Raw genomic sequence first — 13,117 nt, forward strand, 5'->3', positions numbered from 1 at the left:
CTGTTAACAATCTGATTTACTAAGAAAAAGAAAAAAATTATAACATTTTAGATAAAAGAAAATGAGTTCAGACAAAGATGCTAAATTAAAAGCGTTACAACTTACGCTTGATAAACTTGATAAGACCTACGGAAAAGGAACCGTAATGAAAATGGGCGACAAAGCCATTGTAGAAGTTGAAACAATTTCTTCTGGTTCACTTGGTGTTGACTTAGCTCTTGGAGTAAATGGTTATCCAAAAGGAAGAATAATTGAAATATACGGTCCGGAATCGTCTGGTAAAACCACACTAACTTTGCATGCAATTGCAGAAGCACAAAAAGCAGGCGGAATCGCTGCTTTTATAGATGCTGAACATGCTTTTGACCGAAATTATGCTGAAAAATTAGGTGTGGATATCGAAAACCTGATCATTTCACAACCAGATAATGGGGAACAAGCTTTAGAAATTGCAGAAAACCTTATACGTTCCGGGGCTATAGATATTGTTGTAATAGACTCTGTTGCAGCATTAACTCCAAAGAGTGAAATTGAAGGAGAAATGGGAGATTCAAAAATGGGGCTTCATGCAAGATTGATGTCACAGGCTTTGAGAAAACTTACCGGAACTATCAGTAAAACAAACTGTACTGTTTTCTTTATCAATCAATTGAGAGAAAAAATAGGGGTGATGTTTGGAAACCCAGAAACGACAACCGGAGGTAATGCATTGAAATTTTATGCTTCTGTACGTTTAGATATTCGTCGTTCTGCACAAATCAAAGATGGTGAAAACGTAATTGGAAACAGAACTAAGGTGAAAATTGTCAAAAACAAAGTTGCACCTCCATTTAAAACGGCAGAATTTGACATTATGTACGGTGAAGGTGTATCTAAAACGGGAGAAATCCTTGATTTAGCTGTTGAATTTGATATAGTTAAAAAAGCCGGATCATGGTTTAGCTATGGAGAAACCAAACTAGGACAAGGACGTGATGCGGTTAAAACTTTGATTAAAGATAATCCTGAATTAGCTGAAGAATTAGAAGTAAAAATAAAAGAATACATGAAAGAATTAGCAAATGCTTAATTTATAATATTCTCAAAATTAACATCTTATAACCCAACAGATTTTAAATCTGTTGGGTTTTTTATTTTTTTTAATTAAAGACGCAACCTTTTTGAAAATTTATAATCTAATAGGTAACGTAAACTTCGATATGTATTTTGTCATAATACTATTCGAAAACTTTTTAGAATAAATTTGGTTGGTTATAAAAATCCGTTAGTTAGTTTCGTGCTAACGGGTTTTTATTAGGTTTTAAGCAATTTTCAGGTTTTTAGGGAACCATTTTTCGTTTTATAATAATATTGACAATTTGAGATTTTTAATTCAAACGCACTGTTATCAACCGTTACTATTTTAATCATGAAAATTATGTTGAAAATAAACCGGAGAAAAACCAAATTGAGATTAAAGAAAATACTACGATTTATTTCAGAAAAAATAATTCACAGATAAATTTTGAATAAAAAGGGGTTTTTAATTCAAAATTAAACCCGGCAAATTCAAAATGAACATGCCGGGTTTATTATTTAATTGGTTTTAAGAATCTTTTTTGTTTTTTTAAACTCAAGTAATCCTTTATAAATCAGTTGTCTGGTTTGATCACGAAGATCTTTCCTGTTTTCGGATGTAAGACCTTTGGTTTCAATAAATGGTAAAATTTTGACCCTCATCTTACCTGGACTTCCACTTAAAAAAGTATAGGAAAATCGCTTTTTATTATCCGCAAAAACAATAGGTACAATTGGGATTTGATGATCGATTGCGAGTCTAAAAGCGCCGTCTTTGAATTCATCAAGCAAAATAGATTCGTCATCCGGGACTCCCCCTTCAGGAAAAATACAGATACTCAAACCTTTATTTAGTCTGCTTTGGGCTCTTTTGAACACTTCGTTTTTACTTTTAGAAGAATTTCTGTCCACTAAAATACAGGTTCTTTTATAGAAAAATCCAAATAAAGGAATCTTTACAAGTTCTTTTTTTCCAACAAAAACAAACGGATTTTTTACAATGGCAAGCATCAGCATAATGTCTGTCATTGAGGTATGATTGGCTACAATCATGTAACTTTTACCTTTTTCGAGTTTTTGTAAACGTTCGATTTTATAATAAAAACCCATACCAAAAAGAATGAATTTAGCCCAAATACGGGCCATTTTAAAGAAATACGGATAACCGCTTTCAGTTATAATTGAAGCCAGTAAAAATGGCAGCATAATCAATATTGGAATGGCCATTAGGATGTAAAACCAAATGCGCCATAAAATCCAAAAAATAATTTTTAAAACTTTCATAGCTTCAAATGTAAGAAAACAGTTGTGATTATGGATTTTTGGACAACAAGATTTTTAGAATATTTTGTCTTTTATGAAAATAAAAAACTAAAATCTGGAAGAACTTTTAGAAAACTTTCTATTTTTTGCATAAGAAAAAAAATAAACCTTGCGTGCTTTGCAAAAAAGTTTGCGAACTTTGCAATTAGAAATAAGAAACCAGAATGGCAAAAATACTTACCGGCGTTCAGAGTACCGGAACACCACACTTAGGAAACTTGTTAGGAGCAATTATACCGGCAATTGAATTATCAAATAATCCGGCAAACGAATCGTATTTGTTTATAGCTGATTTACATTCTATTACACAAATTAAAGATGGTAAAACGCTAAGAGAAAACACTTACAGTACTGCAGCAGCATGGCTTGCCTGCGGTTTAAATCCTGATAAAGTTACATTCTACAGACAGTCAGATGTGACTCAAACAGCTGAATTAACCTGGTATTTGAGCTGTTTTTTTCCATATCAACGTTTGACTTTAGCACATTCTTTCAAAGATAAATCGGATCGTTTGGATGATGTTAATGCGGGACTTTTTACATATCCGATGCTAATGGCTGCTGATATTTTATTGTATGATGCCGAATTTGTTCCGGTTGGAAAAGATCAATTACAGCATCTTGAAATTACTCGTGATGTAGCTTCTCGTTTCAATCATCAAATGGGCGAAACCTTCGTGCTTCCGGAAGCCAAAATTCAGGAAAATATCATGCTAATTCCGGGAACAAACGGAGGTAAAATGAGTAAGTCTGCGAATAATATCATCAATATTTTTTTGGACGATAGAGCTTTACGCAGACAGGTAATGAGCATTGAAACTGACAGTACTCCGCTTGAAGCTCCAAAAAATCCGGATACCTGTAATGCTTTTGCTATCTATTCTTTATTGGCAAGTGAAACTCAAACAGCCGAAATGAGAGCGAATTATCTAGGAGGAAATTACGGTTACGGGCATGCCAAACAAGCTTTGTTTGAACTGATTACAGAGAAATTCAAAAATGAAAGAGAAAAATACAATTACTATATTAACAACCTTGACGAAGTTGATTCTTTATTGAAGAAAGGTGCAGCCAAAGCTTCTGTTGTTGCTGATGGCGTTTTAGCAAAAGTGAGAGAAACTCTGGGATTTGAAAAATAATTTTTATCACGAATTACATTAAAATCTTCATTAATCAATAGAAGAAAAACATTTGTAATTCGTGGTAATTTTTTGAATTTATATCGCCTCAAACAATTTCCCAGGCAATGGTCTAATGACACCTTTCAACTCCATATTTAATAACATCCCTGATATTTTATAAATTGGTAACTCACATTGAAGCGCAATAATATCAAGCAATTCTTTACCATTTTTTAGTAGAAAATCATAAATCTTTTGTTCATCAGGTTCTAAATCTACAAATAATTGTTTTTGAACTGGTTTTATCTCACTTTTTATATCCCAATTAAGCATATAAACCAAATCGGCAGCGCTGGTTAGTACATTCGCTTTCTGAGTTTTTATCAATTGATTGCAACCCTGACTGTATTTGTCTGTTACACGACCCGGGACAGCAAAAACATCACGGTTATAATCATTTGCAATATTGGCTGTAATTAGCGAACCACCCCTATCTGCAGATTCAATTACAATTGTTGCCTCAGACATGCCTGCGACGATTCTGTTACGTCTTACAAAATTTTCTTTATCAGGATTCGTTGAGCTCCAAAACTCTGTTATAAAACCGCCATTTTCCTCCATTTTAGCCATATATTTTTTATGCGCTTTGGGGTAAATTTGATTTAAGCCATGAGCCAGAACTCCAATAGTTTGTAAGTCATTTTCCATCGCTAGCTGATGTGCCACGATATCAACCCCATACGCAAAGCCGCTCACAATTACAGGATTTAAAGGTGCAAGATCTTCTATTAAATTTCTGCAAAATTCAATTCCGTAAGACGTTATTTGTCTCGTACCTACAATACTGATTATTCTATTGTTATGTAAATTTATATTCCCTGCAGAAAAAATTAAAACAGGAGAATCAATACAATGTTTCAGCCGCTCAGGATAATTTTCTTCCTGAAAGAAAGATGTTCTAATATTGTTTTGCTCGATGAATTTCAGTTCCTGACTTGCCTTTTCAAAAACAGTTTTATCCTTTAGATTTTTCAATAATACTGCCCCAACACCATCTACAGCAGCAATCTGACTATTCTTTGCCTTGAAGATATTTTCAGCATTTCCAAAATTTGCTAATAGTTTTTTGGCCATTATATCTCCAACACCTTCAACTCTGAGCAAGGCTAATAAATAAAATAAATCTTGTTCTGTCATGGCTTATAATTTTCTGAGGAAGGTATTTTTAATAAACAGGATTTCTTCATATAAAAAACAAAAATACAAATAGAAGTAAATTCTTTCAAAAAATAAAATTTTGAGTCATTAAATATGTTCTTGATAGAATAATAAAATATTTAAATTACTAAATATCAATTATCTATAAAATATATTCGATTGTTAATAAAAATTGTGAATAAATTTTTGATAACTATATTGTATGTATAACTTTGTTATTATGAAAATCGAAACATACATCTCGCAGTTATTATATCGTTATCAGTGTGTAACGGTCCCAGGATTTGGTGCCTTTTTAACCGAAGTTCAGCCGGCACAGCTAAATGAAAGCACAAATTCGTTTTTTCCTCCTAAAAAATTGATCTCTTTTAACAGTCAAATCAAAAACAATGACGGTTTGCTGGCAAATCATATAGCAAATGCTGAAAAAACATCTTATGGTTTTGCTGTAAGTTCCATCACTTTTGAAGTTTTGAACTGGCAAAAAGAATTAGAAGAGAATGGTATATTGTATTTGAAAAATATTGGAGAAATCCGTTTAAATAATGATAATAAATTAGTTTTCAGTCCAAATCAGCAAAACAATTATTTATCAGGATCTTTCGGATTGAGCCCTTTCGTTTCCCCATTGGTAAAGAGAGAAATTTTTGAAAAAGAAATCGAAAGAATTGAAAAGAAACAGCCTGTTCAATTATACGAAAATGAGGAGAGAAAATCTTCCAATTCTTATTTGAAATATGCAGCTATCTTTGTGCTGGCACTTGGAATAACAGGAAGTATTGGATACCCTTTATATCAAAAGCAAATTGCTGCAGAAACATTAGTTGTCGAAAGTTCTGTTCAGAAAAAAGTACAGAATAAAATTCAGGAAGCTACTTTCCTGATTCAGAATCCAATGCCGGCAGTAACACTTTCTGTTGATACTTCAAAAACAGAAACAGTTGAAAAAACAATGCCTTATCACATTATTGCAGGCGCTTTCAGAAGCGAAGCGAATGCACGAAAAGCTTACAATCAATTAATTAAAAATGGTTATGAAGCCCGAATGCTAGGCGAAAACAAACATGGTCTATTTCCAGTTTTATATGGAAGTTATACTACTATGCGTGAGGCTGAAAATGCACAAAAAGAAATTCGAAAAGCTGAAAATCCTGATGCCTGGATTTTAATCGAAAACCTATAAAACAAAAAAATCCTATTCAAAACGAATAGGATTTTTTACTTTCCGACATAATAAAACCCTATTTTACATAATTTTTTTATATCAATTTCGTTCTAGAAATTAATTTATACTGGCTTTGAACATTTTAAGCTCATCCCATGTAAATTCTTCTCCATATTTATCCTTTAAAGGTCCTAAAGATTCTTCCTGATAAAATTGAAAAGCTTCACGCAAAGCAAGAATTTTATCATAAGGCAAAACATCTGAAATTTCTATTTTTTTGGCCTGAATTAACTTTACCAAATGAGTTTCTATGGTTTGAACTGAAAGCTTTCGAATACGGGCAATGTCTTCAACTGAATTTTTTTCTAACCATAAATCGTGCGTTTCCTCAACAGTAGTCTTTTTTGGGCCTTTTTCATCGTTTTTAGCGACCTTTTTTGATGAATACCTTATCATGGGTTCATCGACCTGAAACATATCGGTATTGGTCATTTTAAAGTCTTCTCTGATTTTTGAAACTTTATCCGATTTATAATTTTTTATAGCAGGAGAAGTTAGTTTCTCTTTGCACACTGTTTCACGGGAAACCATTATTTCAATTAATAATTTAGCTTTCATTAAACGTAAAACAGCTTTCGTCTGTAAATCATCCAAAAAAGCTAATTCTTCATAAAATTCTTTTACTTTTTTAAATTTTTGAATTTCAGCCATTTTTTGTAAAATATCTGTAACCAGTTTATCCATTGGCTTGAAGAAATAATCATAAGCAGCCTCTACCCTTTCTTTCACAAATAACAAATCAACTGTTTCTGCAGTAAAGATTTTATTGAGCTGAACAACAAATTTTTGCGAATGATTTGCCAGCATTTCAATAGAATCCAAACGCTTATACGCCCAAAGAGAATGCTTTGCTTTTTCTGATCCGGATGCATTTTCATTGTAACTAAATCGGTGATTGCGCCACTCTTGTGCCAAATCTATCCAGTTAAAACTGTTAATCAAATAGTTATGAATGAAATTCTTGGTTTCAAAATGAAGTGAATTTTTGAGATCGTCTTCAGTTGCTTTGTTTAAAGCATAATCCATTACATCGAGATCATTCGAAATACCATTCATTCGCATCGGAGAAAGCAAAATAAGCCCTTTTAAAGACGTTAAACGTGAAAGGGCTACATAGGCCTGTCCGGGAAGAAAAACTTGCGATACATCGAGCGCAGCTTTCTCAAAGGTTAATCCCTGACTTTTATGTACTGTAATCGCCCAGGCTAGTTTAAGTGGATAATGTGCAAATGTTCCTAAAACCTCTTCTTCTATTTCTTTTGTAAGTTCATTTATTTTATAGCGAATATTTTTCCATTCGTACTTCTCTACTTCGATAGTTTTATTTTCTTCCGGAAAATGAACAAAAATTTCTTCTGGTGAAAGCGATTTTATAACACCCATTTTTCCGTTAAAATACCTTTTGTCAAAAGACAGATCATTTTTAACAAACATAACCTGTGCCCCAACTTTTAACTTCAGGTTTTCCTCAACCGGGAATATTTTTTCAGGAAAATCCCCAACAATAAAAGGCTGATAATTATATTCATTTCCTGATAAATCATTGATTGCCTGTTCATTAATTGAATCAGCTTTTGCATTGTGTGTGGTTAATGTAATATAACCCGGATTAAGTTTTAAGTCAAAATCAGGTTTTACATATTGATTTAAAACCTGAATATCCTCGGATGTAATTGTATTGTTGCGAAGATTATTTAAAACTGAGATAAATGAATCATCTGTTTGACGGTAAATCTTTGATAATTCAATATATAGCGGCGGATTTTGCTGAATAACATGTGAATGAAAAAAGAATTTTCCTTTGTAGTAATTACGCAAAGTTCGCCATTCTTCATCCCGGATTACAGGTGGCAATTGCAGTAAATCGCCAATAAAAAGCACCTGAACACCTCCAAAAGCCTGCGTATTCCTACGAACCGTCTGCATCATAAAGTCAATAGCATCAAGCAGATCGGCACGAAGCATACTTACTTCATCAATTATTAGCAATTCCATATTTCGAATTACATTACGCTTCACATTATTCATTTTGAAATGACGACGCAAAGATTCTTTGTTTTCAAATTTAACAGTTTCTGTAAACTTAGAACTTTCTCCATGAGATGGAATAAAAGCAGAAAAAGGCAATTGAAACATGGAATGAATCGTAACACCTCCGGCATTAAGGGCAGCAATACCCGTTGGGGCAACAACAACAGTATTTTTATGTGTAGTTGCAATGATTTCACGCAAAAGAGTTGTTTTTCCTGTACCTGCTTTGCCTGTCAGGAATATAGATCTTTGCGTTTGATTAATAAATTGTAAGGTGTAAGCAGCTGCTTCTGAGACGTTTTGCATTGGGCGCGTATTGAAAACTAAAAGTATCGCATTTTTATAAAATAAAAAAACCTAAATCTGTTTAGTTTAGATTTAGGTTTTTAAATGGTTAGTTATTTTGGCATTTATTTTTTAGCCTCTTCACCTTCTTTAGCAGGGGCTTTATCTGTTTTTGGTTGTGCTTTATACTTGTCATTCAAAGCTTTAACTATTTCCTTTGTAATATCATACTTATCTTCTGCGTATAATACTGTTGCAGCATCGCCTGTTCCGTAAATATAAGAATATCCGTTTTTCTTACCATACTCTTTGATGAATTTCTTCACTCCGCTTACAAGAGAATCCATTTCAACACCACTCTCCTGCTGTAATTGCTGTGCTAATTGTTGTTGGGCATAACCCAATTGCTGTTCTCTTTTTTGTAATTCAGCACCTCTTTGCTGAGCCCATTGCTGACCATTGGCCTGAGCCTGACTTTGAAAATTTGCAGCATCTTGTCTAAAGCGGTTTATTTCAGCTTGTAGTTGTCTTCCTTTTTCTTCTGATTGTGCTTTGTATTTTGCTTCTAAGTCTTTAGCTTCAGTGTACTCTTTCATCAAAACCGAAGTATCTACGTAAGCTGTTTTTACTTCCTTTACTTCAGCTGTTTTATTACATGAAACAACCAAAACCGAAAGCGCGATAATTACTAATGCTTTTTTCATTTTCTGAATTCTATTTTTTTATGTATGAAAGACAAAAATATAAAAAAATAAATAGCATCCACATAAAGTTTAAAAAATGCTGTTTTTTTGAGGTAAAAAATTAAAAATCTAATATTCTCAAATTTTCACAGTTTGTAACAAGAACAAATAAAAAATCCGAATCTATATATTTTCAAAATTTCATTTTTTTATAATGCCTGAAATGAATCAATATTTATACTTTTTTTTATATTAATAAATTCATAAAAATTGAATTTATAATAAACCCGAAAAAAACCTAAAAAGAGCAATAATTTCAGGTATTATTTTTCTTTATAGGTACAAAAAAAGTTATAAAATATCACTATTAAAAATGACTTTTATAGCTTTTCCGAGAGCTCTTTTCTTGAAACAAACAACCAAAACCCTATTTAAACCAAAAAAAGGGTCTTAAATGCGCTTATTTTGCGTTTTAGCTGTTTTTTAGCACATAAATGTGAGACGAATACTCTTTTGTTCCCGATGCTTTAAAATTTGATTTTAAACCGATAAAAAATGCTTTGATAAAATTCATTTTTCCGGTTTTATATTTTTCAGAAAGAAGACTCACATAAAATGAATCAAATTTCATAGGAAGTACTTTTTCCAATTTCATGTCTACTTTTTCGAAGAGACATTTTATCGCTTTTTTGGAAAAATGCCAAAAATGAATCGGCACGTCAAAAGCTGCCCAAAATTCACCATAATGTTTTGCATCATAGGATTTGAAATTTGGAACCGCAATAATTAATGTTCCAGTTGGCTTTAATAAACTCTTCAATTCCCGGATTTGCAATTCTAAATTTGGAACGTGTTCAAGAACATGCCACATTGTAATTACGTCAAAAGAATTATTTTCAAGTTCATTGATTTCTTCAACAAATGAAATTCCTTTTTGCTTTGCAATATTTTTTGCACGGTCGCTCGGTTCAACTCCAATTACGTTCCATCCGTCATTTTTTGCAGTCAATAAAAAATCTCCGGTACCAGCTCCAATATCTAAAAGTTTGCCTTTTTGCGTTTGCTCGCTATTAATTAAATTCAATTTGTTCTTAAGCGCAATATTTTTTACAAAGTGATATGCTTTTTCAAATAACGAACGTTTGTTATCTGTATGTGAAATGTAATCTTCACTTTCGTAATATTTACCCAAATTTTGAAGTTCGGGCTGTGGCGAAGTAATTAGCATATCTAATTCTTCATCGTAGTACAAATCAAAAATTTCTTTTGAAACAGAATGGTCTTTTACCGTAAGAAAATGTTTTTTATTTAAAACGTTCATTTTTAAATTTTATAGATATTGGGTTTAATTTATAGCAAATCCTAAAAACGGAATTTTATCGTTTTTAGGATTTTTTTATTTTTTCTTTTATTATTCTAAATTCCTTTTTTATTCCTTCAAAATTGATAATTTCATCATAATTGCAAATCTACCTTATTCATCTCTTTGCAAAACAATATCCTTTTCGAATCTAATTTTTGTTTGCATCAGAAAACATTGATAATTCAAATTATTTCAAAAAATCACTCTTTTCCCAGCAAAAGGTTTCACGTGGAACAGCAACAATTTTAGATTTCTGACTTTACATTTTAGATTTATAATCAATTCCAAAATATAAATCAAAAAAGTTTCACGTGGAACATTAAAAATTTTACAGTCTTAGTTTACAGTCTTAGTAAAAACAGGAAGCTGAAAACTGAGAGTGAAAACTTTTTTTACCTTCCCATATAAATCAAAAGCACAGAAATATCACTTGGTGATACTCCGCTTATTCTTGAAGCTTGAGAAATGGTCACAGGACGAATCTTGCTTAATTTCTGTTTTGCTTCAATAGACATTGATTTGATTTTATTATAATCGAAATTGTCTGGTATTTTTACTTCTTCCAAACGATTTAGCTTATCTGCATTATTTCTTTCCTTTTCGATATATCCAGAATATTTCACCTGAATTACCGCTTGCTCTACAATTTCTTCATCCAGATTATTCTCTTCGATATACGCTGAAACTTTATCGAATTTCAACATATCCTCTAATTCAATTTGCGGACGAGAAAAAATCTTGAACATTTTGTCTCCTTGAGAAATTGGTGCAGATTCTTTCGCTTCCAAAATAGGATTTGTTTCGGCGATCGTAACACTTGTTTCTTTGAAGAACTGAACCATCTTTTCAGATTCGTTCAATTTCTTTTCCATTCTTCGTAAACGATCTTCAGAAGCTAAACCAATTTCAAATGACATTGGAGTCAATCTGAAATCGGCATTATCTTGACGCAACAATGTTCTATATTCTGCTCTTGATGTAAACATACGATATGGTTCTTCAGTTCCTTTTGTAATCAAGTCATCAATTAGAACTCCAATGTATGCTTCATCACGTTTTAAAATTAATGGATCCTTTTCGTGCACTTTTAAGTGTGCATTTATTCCAGCCATCAAGCCTTGAGAAGCTGCTTCTTCATATCCAGTTGTTCCATTAATCTGACCAGCGAAATATAACCCTTCAACTAATTTCGTTTCTAAAGTATGCTTTAATTGAGTTGGTGGAAAGAAATCATATTCGATCGCATAACCAGGTCTAAAGAATTTCACATTTTCAAAACCTGCTACAGAACGAAGTGCTTTAAATTGGATATCTTCTGGAAGCGAAGTTGAAAATCCGTTTACATAAACTTCACAAGTATTCCATCCTTCTGGCTCAACAAAAAGTTGATGACGTTCTTTATCTGCAAAACGATTTATTTTATCTTCAATAGAAGGACAATATCTTGGACCTAAACTTTTAATTCTCCCGTTGAACATTGGAGAACGATCAAAACCTTCTCTCAAAATATCATGAACGTTCAACGAAGTATAGGTCATGTAACAAGAACGCTGATGCGTTAACGGAGCTGTCAAATCTGAATAAGAAAACTTATCTGGCTTTGCATCTCCTTTTTCTTCATTCATTTTAGAATAATCTAAAGAACGTCCATCTACTCGAGGTGGCGTTCCTGTTTTCATTCTTCCAGCTTCAAAGCCTGCTTGGATCAAATCTTCGGTAATTCCTGTTGCAGCACTTTCTCCTGCTCTTCCTCCTCCGAATTGTTTTTCTCCGATATGAATTAAACCATTCAAAAAAGTACCATTTGTCAAAACAACAGATTTGGAACGAATCTCCACGCCAAGCGAAGTTCTAATTCCTTTTATCTTTCCGTCTTCAATAATTAACCCTTTAACCATCTCCTGATAAAAATCAAGATTTGGAGTTGCCTCCAACATCATTCTCCATTCTTCAGCAAAACGCATTCTATCACTTTGAACTCTTGGCGACCACATTGCAGGTCCTTTTGATTTGTTCAGCATCTTAAACTGAATGGCAGTTTTATCTGAAACAATTCCTGAATATCCTCCAAGTGCATCAATTTCTCGAACAATCTGTCCTTTTGCAATTCCACCCATCGCAGGATTACAAGACATCTGTGCTATGTTCTGCAAACTCATTGTAACCAATAAAGTTTTCGATCCCAAATTTGCAGCCGCAGCCGCAGCTTCAGAACCAGCATGGCCTGCACCAACCACAATAACATCGTATTCTTCTAAAAACATTTTGTTTTATTATTCTCCAAAAACCGCTAACGCGGTTTTCAGAATTAAATTTATTTCTTACTTGTTCCACGTGGAACTTTTTATTTTGTTTCAAGTTTGAAGTTTCAGGTTTCAAGTTCAAACCAAAACGTGCCAACTGGATTTCTCAAATTCTGATATCAATGAAAATGTTTCACGTGAAACATTTCACTTCATTCAAATCAGAACTTTCAAATCAGAACTTTTAAAACAGAACATCCAAATCTGAATATTCGGCAAAAATGTTTCACGTGAAACATTTTTAAACTTTCATTCTAAACTTTCATTCTAAATTCTCAAAGATTATTTTTAAACCATGTTCCATATAAAACATCTTTCTCTTTCTCTTTAAAATTCAAACCTAAAAATCGTTCCGCGTGGAACGATTTAATCTTTTATTTAAGCTCTTTTATAACGTTCCACGTGGAACGTTATAAAAATTCAATTACCCTATTTAAACATGTTTCACGTGGAACGTTTAAAAAATCAAAAACCAAAATGTTTCACGTGGAACATTTATACAAAAAAAG

9 protein-coding genes are annotated in these 13,117 nt (G+C 32.6%); 3 read left to right on the forward strand and 6 right to left on the reverse strand.

Features of this window, described 5'->3' with window-relative positions; genetic code table 11:
* Nucleotides 1–61 precede the first annotated feature (61 nt).
* Complete coding sequence (gene recA / locus AAEO57_RS08420) at nt 62–1,069, forward strand: recombinase RecA (protein ID WP_341691542.1); 1,008 nt, start codon at nt 62–64, stop codon at nt 1,067–1,069.
* 506 nt (nt 1,070–1,575) lie between these two features.
* On the opposite strand, the gene AAEO57_RS08425 is transcribed toward recA, so the two are convergent.
* Nucleotides 1,576–2,340, reverse strand: a complete 765-nt coding sequence (locus tag AAEO57_RS08425; protein ID WP_341691545.1) for a lysophospholipid acyltransferase family protein — start codon at nt 2,338–2,340, stop codon at nt 1,576–1,578.
* 203 nt (nt 2,341–2,543) lie between these two features.
* Between AAEO57_RS08425 and trpS the strand changes: the two genes are divergently transcribed.
* The gene (gene trpS / locus AAEO57_RS08430; protein ID WP_341691547.1) at nt 2,544–3,518 is read left to right on the forward strand and encodes a tryptophan--tRNA ligase; all 975 of its coding nucleotides are present in this window, start codon (nt 2,544–2,546) and stop codon (nt 3,516–3,518) included.
* Between the two features lie 78 nt (nt 3,519–3,596).
* On the opposite strand, the gene dprA is transcribed toward trpS, so the two are convergent.
* Complete coding sequence (dprA, locus tag AAEO57_RS08435; RefSeq protein ID WP_341691549.1) at nt 3,597–4,697, reverse strand: DNA-processing protein DprA; 1,101 nt, start codon at nt 4,695–4,697, stop codon at nt 3,597–3,599.
* A gap of 241 nt (nt 4,698–4,938) precedes the next feature.
* Here dprA and AAEO57_RS08440 point away from each other — a divergent pair, with 241 nt between their 5' ends.
* Nucleotides 4,939–5,901, forward strand: a complete 963-nt coding sequence (locus AAEO57_RS08440; protein WP_341691552.1) for an HU domain-containing protein — start codon at nt 4,939–4,941, stop codon at nt 5,899–5,901.
* Nucleotides 5,902–6,000: 99 nt separating this feature from the next.
* On the opposite strand, the gene AAEO57_RS08445 is transcribed toward AAEO57_RS08440, so the two are convergent.
* From AAEO57_RS08445 to mnmG, 4 genes are all read right to left on the reverse strand, one after another.
* Nucleotides 6,001–8,280, reverse strand: coding sequence for a helix-turn-helix domain-containing protein (locus AAEO57_RS08445; protein ID WP_341691554.1), 2,280 nt, complete (start codon nt 8,278–8,280; stop codon nt 6,001–6,003).
* A 104-nt stretch (nt 8,281–8,384) separates the two neighbouring features.
* Nucleotides 8,385–8,963, reverse strand: a complete 579-nt coding sequence (locus AAEO57_RS08450; protein ID WP_341691556.1) for an OmpH/Skp family outer membrane protein — start codon at nt 8,961–8,963, stop codon at nt 8,385–8,387.
* A gap of 451 nt (nt 8,964–9,414) precedes the next feature.
* Nucleotides 9,415–10,263 (reverse strand): class I SAM-dependent methyltransferase, encoded by an 849-nt coding sequence (locus tag AAEO57_RS08455; RefSeq protein WP_341691558.1) that lies wholly within the window; start codon nt 10,261–10,263, stop codon nt 9,415–9,417.
* Between the two features lie 434 nt (nt 10,264–10,697).
* Entirely contained in the window at nt 10,698–12,569 is a 1,872-nt protein-coding gene (gene mnmG / locus AAEO57_RS08460; RefSeq protein ID WP_341691560.1) for a tRNA uridine-5-carboxymethylaminomethyl(34) synthesis enzyme MnmG, read from the reverse strand.
* Nucleotides 12,570–13,117 lie beyond the last annotated feature (548 nt).

The sequence above is a fragment of the Flavobacterium calami genome, assembly GCF_038290035.1.
GTDB classification, from domain to species: domain Bacteria; phylum Bacteroidota; class Bacteroidia; order Flavobacteriales; family Flavobacteriaceae; genus Flavobacterium; species Flavobacterium calami.

Coding starts and splice junctions, on each gene's coding strand:
- AAEO57_RS08455 (WP_341691558.1), bottom strand. CDS start 10,263: ATGAACGTTTTAAATAAAAAACATTTTCTTACGGTAAAAGACCATTCT.
- dprA (WP_341691549.1), bottom strand. CDS start 4,697: ATGACAGAACAAGATTTATTTTATTTATTAGCCTTGCTCAGAGTTGAA.
- AAEO57_RS08445 (WP_341691554.1), bottom strand. CDS start 8,280: ATGCAAAACGTCTCAGAAGCAGCTGCTTACACCTTACAATTTATTAAT.
- trpS (WP_341691547.1), top strand. CDS start 2,544: ATGGCAAAAATACTTACCGGCGTTCAGAGTACCGGAACACCACACTTA.
- recA (WP_341691542.1), top strand. CDS start 62: ATGAGTTCAGACAAAGATGCTAAATTAAAAGCGTTACAACTTACGCTT.
- AAEO57_RS08450 (WP_341691556.1), bottom strand. CDS start 8,963: ATGAAAAAAGCATTAGTAATTATCGCGCTTTCGGTTTTGGTTGTTTCA.
- mnmG (WP_341691560.1), bottom strand. CDS start 12,569: ATGTTTTTAGAAGAATACGATGTTATTGTGGTTGGTGCAGGCCATGCT.
- AAEO57_RS08425 (WP_341691545.1), bottom strand. CDS start 2,340: ATGAAAGTTTTAAAAATTATTTTTTGGATTTTATGGCGCATTTGGTTT.
- AAEO57_RS08440 (WP_341691552.1), top strand. CDS start 4,939: ATGAAAATCGAAACATACATCTCGCAGTTATTATATCGTTATCAGTGT.